Source organism: Streptomyces sp. NPDC002513 (genome assembly GCF_053595355.1).
On sequence record NZ_JBSFXK010000039.1, the window covers coordinates 1 to 22204 of the forward strand.

General features: G+C 69.7%; 21 protein-coding genes and 1 pseudogene. 17 read left to right on the forward strand and 5 right to left on the reverse strand.

All coding sequences use genetic code 11. The annotated features are described in order from the left end of the window. Positions 1-256: 256 nt before the first annotated feature. On the reverse strand, positions 257-610 hold the full coding sequence (locus tag ACWD5Q_RS23535) for a DUF4333 domain-containing protein (RefSeq protein ID WP_451429000.1): 354 nt from the start codon (positions 608-610) through the stop codon (positions 257-259). A gap of 287 nt (positions 611-897) precedes the next feature. Here ACWD5Q_RS23535 and ACWD5Q_RS23540 point away from each other — a divergent pair, with 287 nt between their 5' ends. Together ACWD5Q_RS23540 and ACWD5Q_RS23545 are read left to right on the forward strand one after the other, a co-directional pair. After that, positions 898-1497 (forward strand): hypothetical protein, encoded by a 600-nt coding sequence (locus tag ACWD5Q_RS23540; RefSeq protein WP_451429001.1) that lies wholly within the window; start codon positions 898-900, stop codon positions 1495-1497. Positions 1498-1563: 66 nt separating this feature from the next. After that, positions 1564-1902, forward strand: coding sequence for a hypothetical protein (locus ACWD5Q_RS23545; RefSeq protein ID WP_451429002.1), 339 nt, complete (start codon positions 1564-1566; stop codon positions 1900-1902). A gap of 28 nt (positions 1903-1930) precedes the next feature. Here ACWD5Q_RS23545 and ACWD5Q_RS23550 read toward each other — a convergent pair whose 3' ends face one another. After that, positions 1931-2305 (reverse strand): hypothetical protein, encoded by a 375-nt coding sequence (locus ACWD5Q_RS23550; RefSeq protein ID WP_451429003.1) that lies wholly within the window; start codon positions 2303-2305, stop codon positions 1931-1933. A 178-nt stretch (positions 2306-2483) separates the two neighbouring features. Between ACWD5Q_RS23550 and ACWD5Q_RS23555 the strand changes: the two genes are divergently transcribed. The 6 genes from ACWD5Q_RS23555 to ygfZ all read left to right on the forward strand — a co-directional run bounded on the left by ACWD5Q_RS23555 (position 2484) and on the right by ygfZ (position 6677). Continuing rightward, positions 2484-3326, forward strand: a complete 843-nt coding sequence (locus tag ACWD5Q_RS23555) for a helix-turn-helix domain-containing protein (RefSeq protein WP_451429004.1) — start codon at positions 2484-2486, stop codon at positions 3324-3326. Further along, complete coding sequence (locus tag ACWD5Q_RS23560; RefSeq protein ID WP_451429005.1) at positions 3308-3580, forward strand: DUF397 domain-containing protein; 273 nt, start codon at positions 3308-3310, stop codon at positions 3578-3580. The genes ACWD5Q_RS23555 and ACWD5Q_RS23560 overlap by 19 nt, the downstream gene beginning before the upstream one ends. A gap of 233 nt (positions 3581-3813) precedes the next feature. Continuing rightward, on the forward strand, positions 3814-4389 hold the full coding sequence (locus ACWD5Q_RS23565) for an FABP family protein (protein ID WP_451429006.1): 576 nt from the start codon (positions 3814-3816) through the stop codon (positions 4387-4389). 404 nt (positions 4390-4793) lie between these two features. After that, positions 4794-5159: a hypothetical protein gene (locus ACWD5Q_RS23570; RefSeq protein ID WP_451429007.1), complete on the forward strand. Its 366-nt coding sequence runs from the start codon at positions 4794-4796 to the stop codon at positions 5157-5159. A 104-nt stretch (positions 5160-5263) separates the two neighbouring features. Further along, a complete protein-coding gene (locus tag ACWD5Q_RS23575; protein WP_451429008.1) occupies positions 5264-5701 on the forward strand; it encodes a Fur family transcriptional regulator in 438 nt (145 codons plus the stop codon). Between the two features lie 10 nt (positions 5702-5711). Further along, positions 5712-6677, forward strand: coding sequence for a CAF17-like 4Fe-4S cluster assembly/insertion protein YgfZ (ygfZ, locus tag ACWD5Q_RS23580; protein ID WP_451429009.1), 966 nt, complete (start codon positions 5712-5714; stop codon positions 6675-6677). 74 nt (positions 6678-6751) lie between these two features. On the opposite strand, the gene dtd is transcribed toward ygfZ, so the two are convergent. Next, complete coding sequence (gene dtd / locus ACWD5Q_RS23585; RefSeq protein WP_402434430.1) at positions 6752-7177, reverse strand: D-aminoacyl-tRNA deacylase; 426 nt, start codon at positions 7175-7177, stop codon at positions 6752-6754. Between the two features lie 254 nt (positions 7178-7431). Here dtd and ACWD5Q_RS23590 point away from each other — a divergent pair, with 254 nt between their 5' ends. From ACWD5Q_RS23590 to ACWD5Q_RS23630, 9 genes are all read left to right on the forward strand, one after another. Then, positions 7432-8034, forward strand: coding sequence for an RsiG family protein (locus tag ACWD5Q_RS23590; protein WP_451429010.1), 603 nt, complete (start codon positions 7432-7434; stop codon positions 8032-8034). Between the two features lie 115 nt (positions 8035-8149). Then, the gene (locus ACWD5Q_RS23595) at positions 8150-9148 is read left to right on the forward strand and encodes an asparaginase (RefSeq protein WP_451429011.1); all 999 of its coding nucleotides are present in this window, start codon (positions 8150-8152) and stop codon (positions 9146-9148) included. Positions 9149-9201: 53 nt separating this feature from the next. Next, the gene (locus ACWD5Q_RS23600) at positions 9202-9786 is read left to right on the forward strand and encodes a GNAT family N-acetyltransferase (RefSeq protein ID WP_451429012.1); all 585 of its coding nucleotides are present in this window, start codon (positions 9202-9204) and stop codon (positions 9784-9786) included. A 123-nt stretch (positions 9787-9909) separates the two neighbouring features. Continuing rightward, positions 9910-11193, forward strand: a complete 1284-nt coding sequence (locus ACWD5Q_RS23605; RefSeq protein ID WP_451429013.1) for a GNAT family N-acetyltransferase — start codon at positions 9910-9912, stop codon at positions 11191-11193. A gap of 387 nt (positions 11194-11580) precedes the next feature. Beyond that, complete coding sequence (locus tag ACWD5Q_RS23610) at positions 11581-12486, forward strand: winged helix-turn-helix domain-containing protein (protein WP_451429014.1); 906 nt, start codon at positions 11581-11583, stop codon at positions 12484-12486. Further along, positions 12486-13253 carry an HAD family hydrolase gene (locus ACWD5Q_RS23615; RefSeq protein WP_451429015.1) on the forward strand — a complete coding sequence of 256 codons (768 nt, stop codon included), beginning with the start codon at positions 12486-12488 and terminating at the stop codon, positions 13251-13253. Before ACWD5Q_RS23610 ends, ACWD5Q_RS23615 begins: the two co-directional genes overlap by 1 nt. A 221-nt stretch (positions 13254-13474) precedes the next feature. Next, positions 13475-14353, forward strand: a complete 879-nt coding sequence (locus ACWD5Q_RS23620) for a GntR family transcriptional regulator (RefSeq protein WP_451429016.1) — start codon at positions 13475-13477, stop codon at positions 14351-14353. Then, positions 14353-15108 carry an HAD family hydrolase gene (locus ACWD5Q_RS23625; RefSeq protein WP_451429017.1) on the forward strand — a complete coding sequence of 252 codons (756 nt, stop codon included), beginning with the start codon at positions 14353-14355 and terminating at the stop codon, positions 15106-15108. The genes ACWD5Q_RS23620 and ACWD5Q_RS23625 overlap by 1 nt, the downstream gene beginning before the upstream one ends. Positions 15109-15356: 248 nt before the next feature. Then, a complete protein-coding gene (locus ACWD5Q_RS23630; RefSeq protein WP_451429018.1) occupies positions 15357-17618 on the forward strand; it encodes a phosphotransferase in 2262 nt (753 codons plus the stop codon). Between the two features lie 22 nt (positions 17619-17640). On the opposite strand, the pseudogene ACWD5Q_RS23635 reads toward ACWD5Q_RS23630, so the two are convergent. After that, a pseudogene (locus ACWD5Q_RS23635) lies at positions 17641-18024 on the reverse strand (class I SAM-dependent methyltransferase); the annotation flags it as partial. A 158-nt stretch (positions 18025-18182) separates the two neighbouring features. Further along, the gene (locus ACWD5Q_RS23640; protein ID WP_451429019.1) at positions 18183-21821 is read right to left on the reverse strand and encodes an NACHT domain-containing protein; all 3639 of its coding nucleotides are present in this window, start codon (positions 21819-21821) and stop codon (positions 18183-18185) included. Positions 21822-22204: the final 383 nt, after the last annotated feature.

A 22204-nucleotide genomic window follows, 5' to 3' on the forward strand; every position in this document is an offset into this window, starting at 1 on the left:
GTTCTTCCATGCACGCCGACCGGCCAGCAAGATCGTTCGAGGCATCCCCCGCCAGCCCCACCCACCGAACACTGTCCGGTTCACCACCACGCTCTCATAGCCTCGGCGCCTGGACGGGACTTGTTGACAAGCTGACCAGCACGCAGCGCCACGAAGTCAGCGTCGCCCCACGCCTTGCACGTGAGGTCCGGTCTGCACCGCTCGACCAAACCAGCCAGGCGTTCCCTACCTCATCCTCGAGGGCGCCACACCACGGTCAGTTCGCAGCAGGGGAAGCCGTGTCGTCGGCCTTGAAATCGAAATTGATCTGGTCTCCGTCTACAGAGGACACCGTGACCGATACGCCCAAGGTGCTGCCGTCGTCCGCTGCGAGCTTGCACCGGGTGGTGGTACCGACCTTGCCGACAATGTCCTCGGGACAAGTGATGAGCGGCTTTGGCCGGCCTGTTGTGGCGGCAAGTCTTTCGGCGAGTATGCCGGCCAGCTTGTTCGCAGACATTTTCGGCGTGGACTTTTCAACGCTGACCGAGGCTGAGCAGCCGATGAGCAACACGCTGGTGGCAACGGCCGAGAGGATCGAAGTCGCCGCGGACAACCGGGTCATGTTCATGGTGGACTCCGATCCAGCCGGTCATGACAAGAAACGCAGGAAGCATACGTGGCAAGGGTGCTCGGGGCAGGTGGCAGCCTCCACCTGCCCCCGGGGCGGTTCAGTAGGGTCGGGGACTGACGCGGTGGTCCGTGAGGGCTCCGTTTCCAGCTCCCGCCCGTCAAACCGTGCATGCGCTTCTCGCGCACACGGCTTACCGACATCGTTCACCGGCTGGCATGCGCTGCCACCCTGCGTACGTTCCCGGACAGGCGGAACACCCTGAGTCGGTTGAACCAGGCGCCGTCATGGCGCTCGCCCTAATGGTGGCCGGGGATGCCGCGCTTGCGATTGTCGAAGATCGCGAGTCGCTCGTGGACGTAGCTGTCGATCGTGAAAAACTTCCCGGCCGAGTTGCCCCAGCGGAAGTACGCTGGCCAGCCCCGCAGCACGGGCCGGCCTCTTCCGTAGCTGGTGAGATCGCACCGGAAGCACTCGTCGCCCCCAAGCACTGGTCAGGAGACGCAGCCACCGCCTACACCACGTCGGTCAAGGGCCAGCCAGCCGCTGCCACTCAGATCGAGACAAGCGCCGACAAGATCGCCGGAGCGCTCAACATCTGTGCGGTCGCCGGCATGGCGTTCTACGTGGCGCTCGGCGCGATCCTTGCGAAGTTCATCACCGTCACCATCGCAGCCATCGCGGCCCTGGGGTCCGTGGTGTTCTCCTGGGCCGGCGCTGTCATGATCGTTGAAGAGGCTGGCGTGAACGCGGCGTTGATCACCGCCGCTGTCGCCGCGCTGGTAGCGGTCATCGGGGCCCAGGCGCAGCAGATGGCGATCATTGAGGGGGAGGCGGTGGACAACAGCGCGTTCCCTGGTGGTCATTGGCCTGACGCCCTGGCTTGATGCCCGGCAGCGGCCAAGTTTCCATCCGATCCGCCCATACTCCAGCCACCGGAAGGCGGCAAGTACATGTACGGACCCCGTGCGGCGATGTGGGGCCTGGCGGGATTCTTTTTCTTCCTGGCCTTCCTGTCCATCGCCAACTGGCCGATGGTGCTTGGCGAGATGTTCTTCGTCGTTGCAATCATGCTTGTGGGGAGTGCGGAGGTGTATTCCGACCGTAGAAGGAGGCGCGAAGAGTTCGATCGCCAGTTCGCGAGCTTTGACGACTTCTTCCAGGCAGTCGACAAAGAAGCGCTGCTCCGGATCCGCGAGGAGCGAGGGGTGGCGGTCGCAGTGCGCGAACTGCGGCGCCAGTATCCGTCGGTCTCGCTCGCTACGGCGGCCCAGCTGGTCAAAAAGCTTTGAGAGGGTGCCACTCACCAGCCCGGCGGACTCAGGGGCGGTGCTTTTGGTTGTGGTGCCGGCGCAGCAGGACGTTGGCGTCCGTTTCCGCGCTGCCGTCGTACTCCGCCCGCGCGGCCTCCCGTAGTCCGTCCAGTTCCGTGCACGTCGCACAGCCGCGCACCGGAAGCGGCGGGCGGCTCGTGTCGCCGGCCGACCGGGTGCGTGCGTTCGCCGCTGTCACCCCGGCGCTCAGCCGCTCCCGGGCCGTCGCCGGGCGCAGCGCCGCGGGGTCGGCCTGCCACTCCCGGCCCCCGCCGACGGGGCGCAGCATCGCGTACGGCCCCGACCGGTCCTGGTAGGCGCCGACCTTGCCCGTCGCCGGGTCGTAGAGGAGCGTTCCGCGCTCGGGGGACTTGGCCGTCATGGGTGCGTTCCTTTCCGCCAACGCCTGCGCGCCGCGTGACAAGTGGACTACGCTGCGTGTTCCGACGTAATGAGCATGGCCGCTGAGCAGGGCCGGAACGCCGTGGACGAGATCTTCTGCACCGCCGGCCGGCGCTCCTTCCACACCTTCCACGGCCGTCTTCCACGTAAGGAGCGCTATGCCGCCGCGACGGGTGATCACGGGACGCAGCCAGGAACCGAGGAAGCGGTTCGCCGAGGAACTCCGGTTACTGCGCACCGAGCGGGGCGAGAGCCTGCGGAAGCTCGGAGAGGTGCTGGGCTGGGACTGGTCCCTGTTCGGAAAGATGGAGAGCGGCCAGACCCTGGGCAGCCCCGAGGTGGTCCAGGCCCTGGACCAGCACTACGGAACCCCCGGGCTGCTGCTGGCACTGTGGGAGCTGGCGGTGGGGGACCCCACGCAGTTCAAGGAGCAGTACCGGCGGTACATGCTGCTGGAGGCCGAGGCGGTGAGCCTGTGGCAATACTCGGTGAGCATCGTTCCAGGGCTGCTTCAGACGGACGGGTACGCACGTGAGGTCCTCGCGCTGGGCGGCGCCAGGGGCAAGGTGCTGGACCAGCAGGTCGAAGCCCGCACGGGGCGACAGAAGCTGCTGGAGGGGGACGAGGCACCACCATTCCGTGCGCTCCTCGCCGAGACGGTGCTGCGCTCCCCGCTGCGCGACGTGGAGGAGTGGCGGGACCAACTGGAGTACCTGTCGGAGGTCTCGGAGCGCCCGAACATCACCATCCAGGTCCTGCCGCAGGAAACCGGGCTACATGGCCTGGTTAGCACCGATGTGATGTTCCTGCGGCTGCTGGACGGCAAGGCTGTGGCATACACGGAGAATGCCCACCGGGGTGAACTGATCGAAGAAAACAGCTCAGTTGAACTCCTGCAACGTGCGTACGATGCGATGCGTGACCTGGCTCTGAACCCGGCCGAGTCGCGGAAGTTCATCCTGCGGATGTTGGAGGAAATGCCGTGCGAGCCATCGACCTGAGCACCGCGACGTGGCGCAAGAGCAGCTACAGCAATCCGGACGGCGGCGAGTGCGTCGAGGTCTCCGAAGATTTCCTGGCAGGCGCCGACTGGCGCAAGAGCTCCTACAGCAATCCGGACGGCGGCAACTGCGTAGAGGTCGCTAAGAACCTCCCCTCCGTCGTCCCCGTCCGTGACAGCAAGGACCCCGCCCGCGGCGCCCTCGTCTTCGAGGCCGCCGCGTGGTCCCGCTTCATAGACGACGTCAAGCGCTGACCCCGAGCGGCGCGACCCCTCACCGAGAGTCCCGGGTTCCGGCCACGTAAGCTGGGACCTGGCTCTTGTGTACCCATCCTCGCTCAAGGAGCACCCCGTGGAGATCTTCTTCGAAACCCTGCTGGTCCTGGTCTGCGTCGGCGTGCTCGCCTTCGCCGGGCTGGCCGTGAAGAAGCTGTACCAGGGCCAGCGCTGACCTCCGCATACCCGACGCACACGACGAAAAGCTGCTCATGATCGAGATCCCGTCCGACCTCCACAAGGACCTCGTCCCGCTCGCCTTCCTGCTCGGCACCTGGGCGGGCGCGGGCGTGCACGACTTCCCCGGCTCCGAGAAGGGCAACTTCGGGCAGGAGGTCTCCTTCACCCACGACGGCCGGGACTTCCTGGAGTACCACTCCCACACGTGGCTGCTGGACGCCGACGGGAGCAAGGTCAGGCCGCTGGAGTCCGAGTCCGGCTTCTGGCGGATCGACAAGGCCCGCGACGTCGAGGTCACCATGGTCCGCGACGACGGGGTCGTCGAGGTCTGGTACGGCGAGCTGGCCGAGAAGAAACCACAGGTCGACATCGCCACGGACGCCGTCGCCCGGACGGCGGCCTCGGGTCCCTACACCGGCGGCAAGCGGCTGTACGGGTACGTCAACAGCGACCTGATGTGGGTCGGCGAGAAGCAGACCCCGGAGGTCCCGCTGCGCCCCTACATGTCGGCGCACCTGAAGAAGGTCGTCACCCCGGAGGACGTCGAGCGCTGGGCCAGGGCCCTCCCGGACGACCTCCCGGACGACGGAATCGCCTTCTTCAAATAGATCCAGGCAGATCCAGACCCACGAGCGATTCGCCGGTCGCTCTCCCAGGGCCTCGCGGACCGTACCGCGGGGCCCTGTTTCGTCCCCCCTGGGGGCTCCGAAAGCCGTGCCCCGGGCGGCATGCACAGGCAGAGGCGGACCCAGGGCGTACCGACCAAGGTAGCAAGCCGTAGCGCACGGTGCACCGGCGTGGGACGCATTGTTTCCGTGACGAACGTCCAGGTCATCAGGGCGCGCGCGGCCGACGGGGTGATCCCCTCGGTGAGCGCGGGAACCCTGGGCGATCTGCCGGTGCTGCCGCCGCCGGCGGAACAGGCGCCGCGGCGGCTTCGGGTGGCGGAAAACCGCCCCGGAGAGCGGCTTCGTGTAGCCGCATACCCGCACGGGACGGAATAGTCCTCACCATGGTTCCGCAGCCGTTGTCCAGTTCCTCGCCCCCCGCCGCAGACGTGCTTCGGCAGCGTTACGCGGACCGGCTCCCGGACTCGATCGACGATCTCACCGGGCCGACGCATGGCCAGGTCGCGCTGCCGCTGCATATCGCCTGGTCCGGCCTGCGCACCTATGATCTTGACCGTCCGCGCCAGGGCATGAGCCTGTACCGTACGGTCCTCGCCGAGGGGCAGAGGGACGACCTCATCGCCTTCCTCGACCGGGGGCTGTTGACGGAGCACTGGCCTGTCCTGCGCACCCTCATCAGCAGGCACATCCGCACCGTGTGGGAAGAAGCCTTTCCCGAGCTCGCCCACCGGGCGTCCACCGCGGCGTGAACCTCAGCGCACTGCAGGTGCCCCTGCCGTGCTCGCCGACGTATCGCCAAGCGGTGTGTTGACGGCGGGTCGCGACGCGGGCCCCCGGTCCTACACTGGGTGCTGTGGTGAGCACCGACTGGAAGAGCGATCTGCGGCAGCGCGGCTACCGGCTGACCCCGCAGCGGCAACTCGTGCTCGAAGCCGTGGACACCCTGGAGCACGCGACCCCCGACGACATCCTCATAGAGGTGAGGAAGACCGCGTCCGGGGTCAACATCTCCACCGTCTACCGCACCCTGGAGCTGCTGGAGGAGCTGGGGCTGGTCAGCCATGCCCATCTGGGGCACGGCGCGCCCACGTACCACCTCGCGGACCGGCACCACCACATCCACCTGGTCTGCCGCGACTGCACCAACGTGATCGAGGCCGATCTGGAGGTCGCCGCCGAGTTCATCGCCAAGCTGCGCGAGACGTTCGGTTTCGACACGGACATGAAACACTTCGCGATCTTCGGCCGGTGTGAGGACTGTTCACTGAAGAGTTCAAATACCGCGTCGTAGGCTTGGATCCATGAAGAGTCCCCTGCTGTCCCTGCCCGGCGCCGTCCCCGCCGAGGGTGTGGACGAAGGCGTCGCCGCCCACTACGGCGACTTGTTCCGCGAGCAGCGAGCCCTCGCCGAGGGCTCCGGATTCGTGGACCTCTCGCACCGCGGTGTCCTGACCGTCAGCGGCGAGGACCGGCTGAGCTGGCTGCACCTGCTGCTCACCCAGCACGTCAGCGAACTGCCCCCGCACCAGGCCACCGAGGCCCTCGTCCTCTCCGCGCACGGCCACATCGAGCACGCGCTGTACCTGGTCGACGACGGCGAGACGGTCTGGGCCCATGTGGAGCCCGGCACCCAGGACGCGCTGATCGCGTACCTGGAGTCGATGAAGTTCTTCTACCGCGTCGAAGTCGCCGACCGCACGGACGAGTTCGCGGTCGTGCACCTGCCCGCCGGTTCGATCGCCGAGGCCCCCGAGGGCGTCCTGGTCCGCGAGACGCCGTACGGCCGCGACCTCTTCCTGCCGCGCGGGGACCTTGAGTCCTACGCCGGGAAGAACGGCCCCGCGGCCGGCCTTCTGGCGTACGAGGCGCTGCGGGTCGAGCAGCACCGGCCCCGCCTCGGCTTCGAGACCGACCACCGCACCATCCCGCACGAACTGGGCTGGATCGGGACGGCCGTGCACCTTCAGAAGGGCTGCTACCGCGGTCAGGAGACGGTCGCGCGGGTCCAGAACCTGGGCAAGCCGCCGCGCCGCCTGGTCTTTCTGCACCTCGACGGCAGCGAGGTGCATCTGCCGCCGCACGGCACCGAGCTGCGGCTCGCGGACGAGGGCCCCGAGGGCCGCAAGATCGGGTTCGTGACGACGTCGGTACGCCACCACGAACTGGGCCCCGTCGCTCTCGCCCTGGTCAAGCGGAACATCCCGGTGGACGCCCCGCTCATGGCGGACTCGACGGCTGCGGCGCAGGAAGTCGTCGTGGAGCCGTAGGACCCGGATCTCCGGGCGCCGCAGGGATCGGGTCTCCGGGTGCCTAGGACCCGGGTCTCCGGGCGCCGCAGGGCTCAGATCTCCAGGAGCACGGTGAACGGGCCGTCGTTCGTCAGCGACACGCGCATCCGCGCACCGAACCGGCCCGTCGCCACCGTCGCGCCCAGGGCGCGCAACCGGGCGACCACCTCCTCGACGAGGGGCTCGGCGACATCGCCCGGGGCGGCCGCGTTCCAGGTGGGGCGGCGGCCCTTGCGGGCGTCGCCGTAGAGCGTGAACTGGCTGATCACCAGCAGCGGCGCGTCGATGTCGGAGCAGGACTTCTCGTCGTGCAGCATGCGGATCGACCACAGTTTGCGGGCGAGCTGGGCCGCCTTCTCCTTGGTGTCCTCGTGCGTGACCCCGACGAGCACGCACAGCCCCTCGCCGTCGATCTCGCCGACCGTCTCGCCGTCCACGACGACGCTCGCGCCGTCCACTCTCTGCACCACCGCACGCATGGGGTCCATGATGCCGTGCGGCCGAAACGCGCTGCGCGGGTGCCCGGGAGAGCGTTCCAAGACCCACCGGCAGGAACCAGGCAGGAACCGGACCGGTGATCTCTTATGAGGGCATTCTTATTGCCCCTTAACGCCTCCATCCGGGGCAGATCGGTGGCACTCGGTCACGTGAGGGCGGCACGGGGTGGCACGATGCGTCTGTCGCGGCCCATCCATGGGGGGTGCCGCGCTGGTCGAGGGGACGGTAGAGGTACATGAGCACATCGAGTACCGGGCAGCCGCCCGGGGTTGTGGCGCCCGCCCTGTCGGACGTCCTGGCACAGCACCGGCCGCCCGTGCAGCGCACGGACAGCCCCCTGGCCGTCGATCCGCCCGGGCACGATCTGTCCGCGCTGCGGCTGAGTGAACTGCGCGCCGTGCGCCGGGACGCCCAGCGGGACGAGGCCGATCTCAGCTACGTACGGCGGCTGCTCCAGGGCCGTATCGACATCCTGCGGGCGGAGCTGGCACGGCGCGGCGGCCGGGCGGCCCCCGAGGGCGTCATGGAGCGGCTCGCGGAGATCCTCAAGGACACGCCCGCCCGCCAGCGCTCCTCCGCCCGCCATGTGACGCTCGGCACACCGCACGGAGAGGAGTACCGGCGGCTGGCGTCCCGGATGCTCAGCGAGGTCGAGCTGTCGGACCTCCAGGCGCGCACGGACGAGGAGTTGGGCGCGGGGATGATCCGGCTCGTGGGGTACGAGCGGCAGGTCTCCCGGCGGCGGCAGCACCTGCAGCGCACGGCCGATGATTGCAGTGCGGAAATCGCACGCAGGTACCGTGAAGGAGAAGCGCAAGTAGACGACCTGCTCATGTGACGTGAGGGCCCCGGCGAACCCGGGGCCCCGAGTGTGCACGGGGGTGTTCGCCCCGGCCGGAGAACCTCCGGGCCGGGCGTCGCCGGGCGGGTCCCCGTCCCGGAGGCCACCGCCCATGTCGACGTCCGCCCAGCCCACCTCGTCCGCCGAGCCCACCACGTCCGTTCCGTCCCCCGCGCCCCCGGTGCTCGCCGAGGTGGTGCGCTCCGGGTTCGTGGAGGGGCGGCACCGCGGAAGCCTGGTGCTGCTGGCCGCCGACGGTTCCGTGGAGTTCGCGCTCGGGGACGCGACGGCACCGGTCTTCCCCCGCTCCGCCAACAAGCCGATGCAGGCGGCCGGGGTGCTGCGCGCGGGGCTGGAGCTGGCCGGGGAGCGCCTGGCGCTCGCCGCCGCGAGCCACTCGGGCGAGGCGTTCCACCGGGAGCTGGTGCGGCGGATGCTGACGGAGCACGACCTGAGCGCCGAGCAGCTCCAGTGCCCGCCGGACCTGCCGCTGGACCCGGCGGAGGCGGAGGCGTATCTGGCGTCGGGGGCCGTGCGGGAGCGGATCACCATGAACTGCTCCGGCAAGCACACGGCGATGCTGGCGGCGTGCGCGCTGCGGGACTGGCCGCTGGACTCCTACCTCGACCCCGCGCACCCGCTGCAGCGGCTGATCCACTCGGTGGTGGAGGAGGCGGCCGGTGAGCCGGTGGCGGCGACCGGCACGGACGGCTGCGGTGCCCCGCTCATGGCGATCAGCCTCGTCGGCCTGGCCCGGGCCTTCCGCTCCTTCGTTCTCGCGGCACCGGGCACGGCGGAACGCCGGGTGGCGGACGCGATGCGCGCGCACCCGGAGTACGTGGCCGGCACCCGGCGGCCCGACACCTGGCTGATGCGCGAGATTCCCGGCGCCCTGTCGAAGATGGGCGCGGAGGCCGTCCAGGCGGTGGCGCTGCCCGAGGGCCGGGCCCTCGCGTTCAAGGTGGACGACGGCGGCACCCGGACGCTGGGCCCGGTCCTCGCCCGGGCCCTGACCCTGATGGGAGTGGACGCCCCGGTGGTGGCCCGGATCGGCCGGGCACCCCTGCTGGGCGGAGACCGGGAGGTCGGCGGGATACACGCGGTCTTCTAGTCGGGCCGCCTGACGAAGCCCTGTCAGGGGGTGTGGCTGTTATCGTCCCTCGCATGGCTGAACTGCTCGCTCCCACCGGACGGTTGCATTCCTCGTGGCTCACGGCGCGTGACGAGTGGCAGCCCGGTGCTCACCAGGACGGGGCCGGGCTGCGTCTGGTCGGTGACGACGACCTCGACAGCCCGGAGGGGTTCGCCTCGTGGGTCGAGCGACTGCGACAGCAATCGGACCGGTCGCTGCCCGTCGGGGAAGGACGCGTCCACGCCACCCACTGGTGGATCGTCGACGGCGAGACGTACCTGGGGGCCATCGACCTTCGGCACTATCTGAACGCCTTTCTGCTGGAAGGCGGCGGACACATCGGCTACAGCGTTCGGCCTTCTGCCAGGAGACGCGGACTGGCCACGTGGGCGCTGGAAGCGGTTCTGCTCAAGGCGCCGACGCTCGGTCTGGACCGGGTCCTCCTCACCTGTGACGAGGGCAACGTCGGCTCGGCGCGCACCATCGAAAGCAACGGCGGCGTCCTCGAAGACGTACGCAGCACCGCATCCGGGGTCAAGCGCCGCTACTGGATCACGCTCGATGACGCTGGGCACAGCCGTTCATCGATGGCCGCGACGAGGACGGCCGCCTCGTAGCGGACGGCTGGTTTGTGGTACCTGGTGGCCACGGCGCGTGGTCTTCCAGCCACCCGCCGGCCGGCCCCGGACCAGTCGTAAATTCACACGACGCCCGGGCCCGCCGACCCCTAGCGTGGCCGCATGAGCCACGCTGAGGACATCGACGTACGGAGCATCACCGAGCCCGATATCAAGGAGTGGAGCCGCGCCTTGAACGCCGGCTTTCTCCGGCCTCCGGGTCTCTCCGATCACGACGTCGCCGACCTCGCCACGCGCCTCACCCTGTCCCGCACCCTCGGCGCCTTCGACACCGGCGCCCCCCGCTCCCCGGACGGGGGGACCCCGATCGTGGCCACCTTCCGCTCCTTCCCCCAGGAGCTGACCGCGGTCGGCGGCGCCCCCGTCCAAGCCGACGCGATCACCAACGTCTCCGTCACGGCCACGCACCGCCGCCGTGGTCTGCTGAGCCGCATGATGGCCCTCGACCTCGCCGCCGCGAAGGAACGCGGTGACGTCGTCGCCACGCTCATCGCCGCGGAGTACCCGATCTACGGCCGCTTCGGCTTCGGTCCGGCCACCCACACCGCCCAGTGGTCCGTCGACATCCCCCGCACCGGCCTCGACCGCCACCGCCCCGTCCCGGACGACGGCGGCCGTATCGACCTCGTCGACGGCGCCGACGTCCGCAGGCTGGGCCCGGGGCTGCATGAGCGCCTCCGCGGCGGCCAGGCCGGCGCCATCGACCGCTCCGAGCGCTGGTGGCGGTTCATCACGGGCGCGATCCGCTTGGACGCCCGGCCCTGGACCGAGCCGTTCCACGCCGTGTACCGCGGGCCCTCCGGTGAGGTGGAGGGCCTGGTCAGCTATGTGTGCGAGAACCGGTGGGGCGACGACAAGCGGCCCGGTGGCGAGGTGACCGTCAAGAGCCTGATCGCGACAGGGCCGGCCGCCGAGCGTGCCCTGTGGCACTACCTCTGCTCGATCGACTGGGTCACGACGGTACGGACGGACGACCGCGCCCCGGACGACCTGCTGCCGCACCTTCTGCCCGATCCCCGTGCCGCCCGTCTCGTCACGCACGCGGACTGGCTGTGGGTGCGGATCCTGGATGTCGTACGGGCCCTGGAGGCACGGACGTACGACACCGCCGGCACGCTCGTCCTGGAGGTCGTGGACAAGGCGGGGCTGGCCGGCGGCCGTTACCGGCTTCAGGCCGGACCGGACGGCGCGCAGTGCACGCCGACCGGCCAGGAGCCCCAACTGACCCTGCCGGTAGGTGAGTTGGCGGCCCTGTGGCTGGGTGACGAGTCCGCCGTGCGGCTCGCGGCGCTCGGGCGGCTGAGCGAACAGCAAAAGGGCGTCGCCTCCGTGGCCGACGCCCTGCTGCGTACGTCCAGGCGGCCGTGGTGCCCGGACTCCTTCTGAGCCGTCGCAGGCTCGCTCGCGGATGGTGCTCCTTCCCGTGCGGTGGTGGCTGCCGTGCTGTGCATCCGTAGCTATTCGGTTGTGAGCTGTTCGGTTGTGGTGGTGCGGGTGGTGCAGGCCGACCGGGCTCCCGGCTCCCCTCCGGAAGGGAGCCCGGTCGGCCGGACTGCCGGAGCCTGAACCTCCGGTCAGCCGGGCTGGGCGAGCGGCGTCACGACGTCACGGTGACCAACCTTCCCAAAATGTGACCATGTCACTCAAGACCGCTCAAGTTTGCTCAACTTCTGTCGAAGTTGGCGACCAACTTCGACTTACTTATCTCCACTTGGAGTCGTCTCATAACCACCTTCCACTGAACTGCCAAAAGATGGCGTGAAGTTGTAACGTTTGGCCGTGGAAGCGGAACACGCTGACGCCCATGGGCGGATGAGGTCACCACAGCCACAGAGGTCCCACCACGACGTGGCCGAAGCACTGCGCAGCCGGATCAGATCCGGGGTGCTGCGACCGGGCCAGCGGATGCCCACTCAGGCCGAGCTGGCGGACGAGTTCGGCGTGGAGCGGGGTGCCGTACGCCAGGCGCTGCGCATCCTGCAGTCGGAGCATCTGCTCACCGATGTCTCCCGGGGAAGCCCGGCGACCGTGGCGCGGCAGGCGGTCGAGGCGCCGGCCGGACCCGGGGACCCGCCCCAGCCCACGACGGTGGCGCTCGCCCCGCGGATATCCGCCGCGTTCACCGCACCGCACGTGAAGATCGACGCCCTGTGCCTGACCTCGGTATCGCTGACCCTGGCGATGGGCGGGCCGCTGCGCGAGATTCACGCGGGACGCATAAAACCGGCCAGAGTCGATGTGCGCGTGCTGCTGCCGAGCGGCCGGATCGACCTGGCGTTCCCCACCCCGGTGGAGGGCCCGGACGACGACCGGCTGCACGGGCGCTGGCTGGCGCAGCGCAACGCACAGGGCCACGTCCTGCGGCACAACCTGCTGGCGCTGCGCCGTACGCACGGCATCGACGTGCACGTCTCCTTCCGCGCGCTGCCCTTCACCCCGCCCGTCAAGCTCTACCTCCTCAACGGGTCGGAGGCGCTGTTCGCCTACTACACGCTGACGCGCCACGGCCACGAGATCGACCAGAAACACCTGGACGTGTACGACGCCGAGGGCACGCGGTCCCTGCTGTTCTGCTTCGCGCGGGGGCCGGACCTGCTGGACACGACGTTCGTGGAGCAGTCGCACGCGTGGTTCGACGCCCTCTGGGAAACGATCACCACGGACCTGACACTCTCCTGATGACCTCTGATACGACGCGGACCATGCCGGTGACAGCAGAGACCGAGAGACTGCGCGAGCTGGTCGAGAGCGCACGCTTCGTGCTCTTCGACTTCGACGGACCGATCTGCCATCTGTTCGCGCGCCACCCGGCGGCCGAGGTCGCACGGGCGATGAAGGAGTGGCTGCGCGGGCAGGGACTGGGCCCGCTGCTGACCGAGGAGGAGAGCGCGCAGCCCGACCCCCAGGTGCTGCTGCGCACGGTCCACCGGCGGCACCCGGGGAGCGATCTCGTGGCCGAGCTGGAGGAGATGCTCACCCGGCACGAGTTGAGGGCCGTCCCCAGCGCCATGCCCACCCCGTACGCCGATCCGCTCATCCGCACCTGGACCGCGTGCGGCGCCCGGCTCGCGATCACCACCAACAACTCGGCGCGTACGGCCTCCGCGTATCTGGCCGGCCGGGGACTCGTCGGCTGCTTCGCCCCGCACATCTACGGCCGTACACACGCACTCCACCAGCTGAAGCCGGACCCGTACCACCTGAACCGGGCCCTGCGGGCGATGGGCGCGGCCTTGGGGAACAGTGTGATGATCGGGGACGCACCGTCCGATCTGCGGGCCGCGGAGCAGGCCGGGGTGCCGTTCCTCGGCTACGCGCGCAACGAGGAGAAGGAGGCGCGCCTGCGCGAGGCGGGCGCGGAGGTGATCGTGCGCTCGCTGGAGGCGGTGCTGTGGATTCTGCGGGGGCGGGCCCGGGCCGGGCGCCGCACAGGGCCGGCTGCGTGAACAGCGCGGCGAGGACGAACGCGGCGTGATCCGAGGGTGCGGGCACGAAGGAATCAGCCATCTGCGGGGAATGACTATCTGCAGATGATGCGCGAGAGGAAGCACGCCTTCCACCAGCTCTGCCAAGTTGGTGACCAACTCTCCCTTAACTGTCCTTAGTTGGTCGTGAGTAATAAGCGAGTCTTAAACAACTCCTTCTAGATGGACGGAGGTTGTAACGTTTGGTCGTGACCCAGGAGAACGTCGTAGCGAACGGCAGCAGAAGGTCTTCACCTCGGGAGATCGCCGACGCGCTGCGGTCCCGTATCCGTACCGGCGACCTGAAGGCCGGCGACCGGCTGCCCACCCAGGCCGAGTTGGCCGAGGAGTTCGGGGTGGAGCGGGGCGCGGTCCGCCAGGCCGTGCGCGCCCTCCATGAGGAAGGCCTGCTCAGCAACGTCAGCAAGGGCAGCCCGCCACGGGTCGCCGGACCCCCGCCGGTCAGCGACGAGCCGCAGCCGACGATGGTCGCACTGGCGCCGAGGCTCACGGAGGCGTTCGCGGCGCCGCATGTCCGCATCGACGCGGCCTGCCTGACCGCCGAGACGCTGATGCTGGCCCTCAGCGAACCGGTACGGCAGATCCACGAGGACCGTATCCGCCCCCAGTCGATCGACGTGCGGATCCTCCTGCCCTCCCGGGAGATCAACCTCGCGTTCCCGATCTCCGTCACGAGCCCCGGCGACGAGGACCCGGTCCACCAGCGCTGGCTCGAGCAGCGCAACGCCCAGGGGCACGTCCTGCGCCACAACCTCCAGGCCCTGCGCGCGACGCACGGCATCGACGTCCGGGTGACCTTCCGCGCCCTGCCCTTCACCCCGCCCGTGAAGCTCTACCTCCTCAACGGCGCGGAGGCCCTGATCGCGTACTACATGCTCACCAAGCGGGAGGAGGAGGTGGGGAGCCGGACCCTGGAGATGTACGACACCCTGGGTGCCAAGTCGCTCCTCTTCTCCTTCGAGCGCCGGACGGGCACCCGGGACGCCGCGTTCGTGGAGCAGTCCCAGAAGTGGTTCGACGCCCTCTGGGAAACCATCACCACGGACCTGACACTCTCCTAATGACCCTTGATACGACACAGACTGATCAAAACGCGGAAGAGACGGAAGAGACGGAAGGGAACGAGCAGGTGCGGGAACTGATCGGTCCCGTGCGTTTCGTGCTCTTCGATTTCGACGGGCCGGTCTGCCGCCTGTTCGCGCGGCACTCGGCCGAGGGTATTGCGAAGGACCTGGTCGAGTGGCTGGCGGGGCGGGGGCTGCAGGACCTGCTGACGGAGGAGGAACGCGTCCACCCGGATCCCATGGCCGTCCTCCACGCGGTGAACCGCCGGCGCCCGCACAGCGATCTGGTGGCCGAACTGGAGGAGCGGCTCACCCGGCAGGAGCTCAAGGCGGTGGTCTCCGCCCGGCCCACCGCCTACGCGGATCCGCTGATCCGGACCTGGGCCGCCCGTGGGGCGAGACTGGCCATCACGACGAACAACTCGCCGCGGACCGCCGCCGGCTACCTCGCCGACCGCGGCCTGACCGGCTGCTTCGCCCCCCATGTCTATGGCCGCACCCGTGATCTGCACCAGCTCAAGCCGGACCCGCACTGCCTCAACCGTGCCCTCGGCGCGCTGGGCGCCTCGCTGTCCTCCGCCCTGATGATCGGCGACACCCCCTCCGATCTTTACGCGGCCCGGCAGGCCGGGGTGCCGTTCCTCGGCTACGCGGGCAGCGGCCGCCAGAAGGAGGCGCTGCGGGAGGCGGGAGCCGAGTGCGTCCTGGTCTCGCTCGAACCGGTGCTGCGGATCCTGCGCGAACGCATCTGACGCGCGCGCAGGGCTCCGTGTTCATGGAGAGCATGCGGGGGTGGTTCGACTCCCGCCGACCGCTGCCGGCCGAGGAGATCCGACCTGCGCCCCGGGCCTGTGCGGGCTCACGGCGCGTGCACCTTCCGAGTGCCGCGAGCGCCCGAATCCGCGGGGAATGCCGTGCCCGTTCTTCGGTATGGGGACCGATGCCCTAGGGTGTGCCCACCTCGTTCGCGGCGCATGAACATCGAGGATGCCGCACAGTCATGCAGGAGTCATCGTTGGGCGGTCCGCCACAGCCTGACCACCGCGCTCTCGGGCGGTCGCCGGACGACGCGTACGCAAGGTTTCTGCGCTACGCCCGGGCACTGGGCTCCTTCGACCGCGGCCATCACCACCTGAACTACACGGTGAGGCCGCTGACCGAGCAGGACTCCGCTCTGGTGGCGGGAGACGACGGCGCGGCGGTCACGGTGCGGCAGCGGATCCCGTCCGCGCTGCCCGTGGCCATCAGGACCTGGCAGGACGAGTCAGAGATCCTCGACGCGGTCCGGGGCGTCCTGCCGCACGTGCCGCGCTGTCTGGCCAGGCACCAGGACATCGTCGTACTCAGTCACGTCGAGGGCGTCCCCCTGTCGAGCATCCGCCCCGACGGCACCCCGCTGGACTCCGGCCTCATCACCGCCCTGGCGGGCCTGCTCGCGGACATGACCCAGGTACCGCGACGGCACCTGCCGCCGCTGCCCGTGTCCTGGCCGCGGTCCAGCCGGGACGGCAGGGCCTTTCTGCGCGCCCTCGCCCGTGCGGCGGAGGAGCAGATCAGAGTGCGCAACTGGCCCCGGTTCGGCGGTCTGTTCGCGATGCTGGGCATCCCCGAGGACGCCATGGTCCGCTTCGCGGAACGGGTGCCCGCGCTCATCAGCCGCCCCTTCAGCCTGCTCCACACCGATCTGCACCGGGACAACGTCATCGTGTCCCTCCCCGGTGATCGGCCGCTGGTCTGCGTCGACTGGGAGCTGGCCACGTACGGCGATCCCCTGCACGACCTCGCCACCCACCTGGTGCGCATGCGGTACCCGAGCCATCAGGGGGACGAGGTCGTCGAAACCTGGCGCACGGTCATGGGGGAGCGGCGCGGCAGGGCCGTCCACGGACTCGACCGGGACCTGAAGCACTATCTGGCCTTCGAACGCGCCCAGTCCGTCTATCCGGACGTGATGCGCGCCGCCGAGTCGCTCGGCGACTCCTTCGACCAGCGTGACCTGGATGCCGCCACCCAGGCGGTGCACGGGGCGCTGGTGGCGGCGCAGGAGCCGCTGTGTCTGAAGAACGTGCCGGACGAGCGGCAGATCGAACGCGTCCTCTTCCGGTGGAACGAGTCCCACAGCGTCCGGCCCCGCCGGGAACACACCACGTCCCAGCTCGTCTGGGAGCGCGACCAGCGGGTTCCCCTCCGTCCGGACTTCCCCCTCTGGGCGGTCAGCCGCGCGCTGTTCGAGGAAGGGGCCGCGTCGGCGGACCAGGTGTTCAAGGGCACGGCCCACCTCAACACGGCCGTGCGGGTGCAGGGGGTCGACTTCCCGGTCATGGTGCGCCGCAAGGCGGGATCGTCGGTCCCCCTGGAGCGGCGCTTCCTCAACGAGCACGTGGTGCTGGGCGCGATCGAACAGACCGGGGTCCGGGTGCGCGCGCCGCGGGTGCTGGCCCTGGGCACCAGCGGACTGCGCGAGCAGTTCACCATCCACACCTACGAGGGGCCGGTGGGCGGCATCCGGCCGCCCGCCCACCCCGAGGACGGACTGCTGCCGCACGAGGCGGACGACCTCGTCGACCAGCTCGCCGAACTGACGGCCGTCCCCCGTGACCGGGTGGACCCCGTCTTCAGGGACGTGGACTTCTACTCCTGGCTGCGGGCCGAGCTGGTCCGCCTGGTCGGTGAGCTGCCCAAGGGCACCAGGGACCTGGCCCGGGAACTGGGACTTCCGGACAGTGTCCGGCTCGACGAGATCCTCACCCGCCACATCCTCGCCCCGCGCCGGTCGGTGCTGCTGCACGGCGACCTCAACCCGTGGAACCTCGTACGCCGCGCGGACGGCGGCCTCACCCTCATCGACTGGGAGATGGCCATGATCGGCGACCCGCTGTACGACCTGGTCCGCCATATGCATCTGACGCCCACCCGCCCGGACATCCGCCGGCGGCTGCTGAGCCGCTGGTCACGCCGGTTGCCGGACGACTGCACCAAGGGCTGGCAGGACGACTGGCGGGTGTACCGGTGGATCGAGATCATCCGCTCCGCGTACGTGGACCTGGACCGCCTGGTGGCGGGCGAGGGCCTGGCGGCCCCGAACGTGCGCCGGGCGGTGGACACCTACGCGATGACGCTGGTGGAGGCGACGGCCGCGCTGGGCCTGCGGGACAGATCCACCATCAACCCGCACCTCGCCCGAGCACTGCCGTACGGGCGCCACAGGGACCACGGGGACCACAGGTCGCACCGGGCGGTGGGCACCGCGCCGGGCACCTGACGCGCCCCGCTCGCCCGGTGCCGAGTGACCACCACCCGAGCACGCCGCCGAGGGACGCTTCGCCAAGGCTGAGGTCGGTGGCAGAGGCGACGCTGAAGCGGCATTGCGGATGAAGACGGCGCGCGTTTTCGATCACGCCGGGTGAGAGATCGACGCCGGACACGTCGAGTCCGCGCTCCGCGAGGTAGGCGGTCACCGTTCCGGGCCCGCATCCGACATCGAGGACCGGTCCAAGCCCGCTCACTGTGTCAGCGAAAGCGTCGATCGACGCCTTGAGCCAGGGGTGCCTACGGATGTCGCCGACTCCCGTCGTCACCACCATGTGGGCGTAGTTGTCCGCCACCCGGTCATAGGACTCACGGACCGCGTCGAGATCGGCCGGGCGGCCAATACGGCGTGCGCGCATCCGCCAACGATAGGACGACGGGTCCGCTGTGATGACGCTCGTTGAAACCGACCACCCCCTGCTCGGGGGTGGCCCCACGCCTGCTCAGTGGATCTCCCCCGCTCATACGCACCTGACCTGCGGACGGGCGCCACAAGGAAGGGCCGCCCGACAGCCAGCTAGGCCGGTTCTGATGGATCTTGGACAGTGCTGGTCCACCGCATTCGACGGGAGGCGAAGGTGGCGCGAAGTCGGGTGGCCCATGTGCGAGTGTCGTCGTTCACGGTGGGATCATCGGCGAGGGCTGCGAGCAACTGCGCGGCGCGTTCGTTGGTTCGGACGAAGGAACCAGCCTCATAGTGACCCTCGAGGTCGGCTAGAGCCCTGGCGGCCTTGAGCCGGGCCTTATCGTCCAGGCCAGTGTCGCCGGCGATGGCGGCCAGGGACTCGATGCCCTTCTGCTTGTGGCCGGTTCCTCCGTAGCCGTGGCTCCCGCGCCTGTGTTCCGCCGCGCGGACCAGGAACCGGGCAGCCTCCGCGCGGGTGTCGGCGTTCTGGGTGGCGTCATCGGCGAGGGCGGCGAGCAGGCTCGCGCCTTCCTCTGTATTTCCCTCGATGATCAGGCCGTGGGCGACCCAGACGAGGGCGTGACTGTCGAAGGCGCTCTCTTTGGGAAGGGCGGCGCGCAAGGCAGGGGCTCGTTCGTCGCCGAGGAGGACGAGCGCCCGGGCAGCCGGTACGCGTCCGTCGGTGTGCAGGGTGGTGTCGCCGCAGCAGCGGGCGAGGCGGGCGAGGAGCCGAGTCCCCTCCTCCAGGTGTCGGTACCCGTTTACCTTGGCCATGGCCCAGGCGGCCACGACGCGGTGTTCACCATTCAGGTCGGCGTCGCGGGCGATGGCCGCGAGTAGGTCGGGGGCACGTGGGTCACCGAGGCGGGCCAGGCCTCGGGCGGACGCCAGGCGGATGGCGCCCCGCAGGCGTGCGTCAACGGCGAATTCGGCCAGGCACTCGGCTTTCAACTCCCTGCGCCCCGCCCCGTCGGCCAGGGTCTGAACGGCACTCAGCGCGATACTGCCGTCCAAGGATGTGTCGGCGGCGAGGGCCGCGAGCACCGCGGTGGACTCGTCGTCGCCAAGCTGGGCAAGGCGTTCCGCGGCGGCCCCACGGTCATACGGGTCCACTCCGGTGTCCCTGGCGATGGCCGCGAGCAGGGCGGGCGCGCGCTCGTCACTGATCTGGGTCAGCCCCCTGGCGGCCTGTATGCGGAACTCCCCGGCCAAGGCGGTGTCCCCAGCGAGTTGGGCCAGCTGTTCGGCCGCGCTATTGCCCAGGTTGGACAGGCACCAGATTCCCTTGACGAGGTGGGGATCGTGCTGGGCAGGGGTGCGAATGGCAGCGGTGAGCAGCCTGACGGTCCGGGCGTCGCCGACCTCTGCGAGGGTGCGGGCGGCCTTCGCTCGCGTAGGGGCGTCCAGGGCGGTGTCACCGGCGATGTCGGCGAGGAGATCAGCGCCAAGTTCTCGGGAAACGTACTTGGCCAGGTCCCAGGCGGAGTCCATGCCGTGGTCATATTCGAGCGAGGGGGTGTTGACGAGGGCGGCGAGCGGCGCGGCGGCGCGCTCGTCACCGAGGAGGGCGAGGGTCCGAGCGGCAAGCACCCGGTGAACGGCCTTCAACGTGCCGTCGTCGGCGAGAGCGGCGAGCAGCTCGGTGCTCTCGTCCCGGTACCCGGGTACCTTGGCCAGGGACCAGGCAGCTGATATGCGGTGTGCCTGCGGCAGGGTCGCGTCGTTGGCGAGGGCGGAGAGCAGCCGGGCGCCTTCCTCCCGGTACACGGGCAGCGTGGTCAACTTCCGGGCGGCTCGGGCGCGTTGGCCGGCTTTCAAGGTGGGGTCGTTGGCGATGTCAACGAGTGGGGCGGCTGCCCGCGGGTCTGCAAGGACGGCCAGGGCCTGGGCCGCCGTGATGCGGCTGTCCCTGGGCATACCGGTGTCGTTGGCGAAGCGCATGAGCAATGTGGTGCCGTCGTCTCTGCGGCCGTCGATCTCGGCCAGGAACCGGGCCGCCAGGATGCGGAGGGTGTCGCTCAAGGTGGCGCGGCGGGCGAAGTCAGCGAGCTGGTCGGCCGCCGGTTCGCGGACGATCTCGGCCAGTGTGCGGATGGCAGTGGCGCGAGTCTGGGCGTTCAGCGTGGTGTCGTCGACGATGGCGGTGAGTAATGTGGCGCTGCGCGGGTCGTGGAGTCGGGCCAAGGCGAGGGCGGCGCGCAGCCGGTTGCGGCCCTGGGTGGCGTAGGAGACGAGCAGAGCGGCGCCCTCTTCTCGGTGTCCCTCGACCTGAGCCAGCGCTTCGGCAGCCGCCAGGCGGTGGTCGGCGTGCAGGTTGGTGTTCTCGGCGAAGCGGACGAGCAGAGCGGCGGTGTTTCCGGATGGAAGGTTGGTCTGCAGGCGTACCTGTTCGACGAGGAACGAGCATGCGAGCCTCCCTCCGCGCGTCCCGAGGCGCTCCAGCACCCGGATGATGTCGCGCGCTGTGTGATCGCCGGCCGCGAAGAGGCCGTCGAGGAGGAAGCCGAGGTAGGACGAGCTCATACGGTGCAGCTTCCAACCCTCGAAGACCCTGGCCTTGAAATCCGCACGCAGGAAGGGGAACAGGTCGTGTACCAGCTGGGCGCGTGCCCGTTCGTCTCGGGTGGCGTGGCGGGCGGCGTGGTACTCGAGGAGGGTCTGGTGTGGGAAGTCGAAGTGGCCCGCGCGTTGCACCAGCAGACCGGTGGAGCGCAACAGGTCGCCCAGGAACGCGTTCCAGAGTGGTTCTTGCAGCCGCGTCGGCCGCCTCACGTCGAACTGGGCAGCCAAATAGGAGGCCAGGATCCGGAGGGCCGGGGAGCTGTCGCCCTTGATCCGCTCATGGGCCAGGTGGTCGATCAACTCCGGCAGGTGGTCGCGTACCTGCTGGGCCGCCTGCTCAGCCGCCCGGTTGTCCCGAGGAATCTGGTGACGGTCCTTGAGTTGGCGGATCGCCTCCTCATGGGTGCGTGCCACGTGCTTGTGAGTGTTCTGCGCGTACAGCATCTCGACGAATGCCTGGTACGCCCCGGTACGGCCGTCGGGGAGGGGCTTGGTCGGGTCGGCGGCATAGAGCTGGCACAGCATGGAGGCCATCAGCGGGATGCGGGCCAAGCTGATCAAGCCGGTCCGTTGCAGGTGAGCCGTGAACTGCCGCACATGGCCCCCGGCGTCCGGCAGGTCACGGAACCATCTTTGTGCATACGTGCGTACGTCGGCGGCGGTGAAAGGTTGCAGTTCGAAGTGGGCGGCATCGGGGCCGAGGCGGTCAAGCTCCCCCTCGGGCAGGGGGCGGGTCGCGACAACGAATCGGTACACCAGCGGCTTCTGTACGGCCTCCCGGGCCAACCGCTCAAGCAGGTCGAGACGGCTGGCGTGGTCGGGAACCTCGTCGAGTCCGTCGACCAGCACCAGCCAGGGAATGCCGGGCAGTGGATGGCGGCCGAAGAATTCCTCGGGCAGTTCTGCGCGCAGCCCGTACGGGCCGAGTTCTTCTGTGACGGCGCGGGCCAAGACCCGGGGCAGAAGGGGGGCACCCACCAGGCTCGTGGCACGGATCAGGACAGGAACCGCAGTGAGACCCTGACCGCCGTCTCCGCTCCCTCCGCGTTCCGCGTCATCTGCCCGGTTCAGCCAGTGGCTCGACGCCAGCGCCAAGTGGCGGCGCAGCAAGGTGGACTTGCCGCCCCCGGGGCCGGCCGAGAGCACGCGCAAGCGGTCACCATCGGCGAAGACGGTTTCGGTAGCCATCAGCGGCCCGCCCCGAGCCTCAGCCACTCCGGCCCGCCCGCCTGCCTCAGCCGGTGAGCGGACGTCGAGGGGCAGCGGGTCGTCATTGTGGCCGAGCCCACGGCCGGCCCACTGCTGCAGATAGACCTCGGCCAGGGATGCGGCGGCAGCACCATCGACGAGGCCGGGGTATGGGTGGTGGTCGGCGGCGAGCCGAGCGGCCCGCAAGTACCGGTCAAGGTGTGGCTCGGGGGCGTCGGCACGGCTGTTGCAGGCGGCGTGATCCGGTTGCGGCGGTCGGACGTAGTACGTGACGTGGTCGGCGTGGCCGACGGCGAGCCCTCCGCCGGATGCGCTGATGACGGTATGAGCCGAGATGATCTGTGGGGCTTCGGAGGAGCCGG

Bases quoted from the DNA above. Each gene is read 5' to 3' on its own strand.
- ACWD5Q_RS23570 (WP_451429007.1), top strand. From the start codon at position 4,794: ATGGTTCCGCAGCCGTTGTCCAGTTCCTCGCCCCCCGCCGCAGACGTG.
- ACWD5Q_RS23535 (WP_451429000.1), bottom strand. From the start codon at position 610: ATGAACATGACCCGGTTGTCCGCGGCGACTTCGATCCTCTCGGCCGTT.
- ACWD5Q_RS23590 (WP_451429010.1), top strand. From the start codon at position 7,432: ATGAGCACATCGAGTACCGGGCAGCCGCCCGGGGTTGTGGCGCCCGCC.
- ACWD5Q_RS23545 (WP_451429002.1), top strand. From the start codon at position 1,564: ATGTACGGACCCCGTGCGGCGATGTGGGGCCTGGCGGGATTCTTTTTC.
- ygfZ (WP_451429009.1), top strand. From the start codon at position 5,712: ATGAAGAGTCCCCTGCTGTCCCTGCCCGGCGCCGTCCCCGCCGAGGGT.
- ACWD5Q_RS23550 (WP_451429003.1), bottom strand. From the start codon at position 2,305: ATGACGGCCAAGTCCCCCGAGCGCGGAACGCTCCTCTACGACCCGGCG.
- ACWD5Q_RS23555 (WP_451429004.1), top strand. From the start codon at position 2,484: ATGCCGCCGCGACGGGTGATCACGGGACGCAGCCAGGAACCGAGGAAG.
- ACWD5Q_RS23640 (WP_451429019.1), bottom strand. From the start codon at position 21,821: ATGGCTACCGAAACCGTCTTCGCCGATGGTGACCGCTTGCGCGTGCTC.
- ACWD5Q_RS23615 (WP_451429015.1), top strand. From the start codon at position 12,486: ATGACCTCTGATACGACGCGGACCATGCCGGTGACAGCAGAGACCGAG.
- ACWD5Q_RS23540 (WP_451429001.1), top strand. From the start codon at position 898: ATGGCGCTCGCCCTAATGGTGGCCGGGGATGCCGCGCTTGCGATTGTC.
- ACWD5Q_RS23565 (WP_451429006.1), top strand. From the start codon at position 3,814: ATGATCGAGATCCCGTCCGACCTCCACAAGGACCTCGTCCCGCTCGCC.
- ACWD5Q_RS23600 (WP_451429012.1), top strand. From the start codon at position 9,202: ATGGCTGAACTGCTCGCTCCCACCGGACGGTTGCATTCCTCGTGGCTC.
- ACWD5Q_RS23625 (WP_451429017.1), top strand. From the start codon at position 14,353: ATGACCCTTGATACGACACAGACTGATCAAAACGCGGAAGAGACGGAA.
- dtd (WP_402434430.1), bottom strand. From the start codon at position 7,177: ATGCGTGCGGTGGTGCAGAGAGTGGACGGCGCGAGCGTCGTCGTGGAC.
- ACWD5Q_RS23595 (WP_451429011.1), top strand. From the start codon at position 8,150: ATGTCGACGTCCGCCCAGCCCACCTCGTCCGCCGAGCCCACCACGTCC.
- ACWD5Q_RS23605 (WP_451429013.1), top strand. From the start codon at position 9,910: ATGAGCCACGCTGAGGACATCGACGTACGGAGCATCACCGAGCCCGAT.
- ACWD5Q_RS23630 (WP_451429018.1), top strand. From the start codon at position 15,357: ATGCAGGAGTCATCGTTGGGCGGTCCGCCACAGCCTGACCACCGCGCT.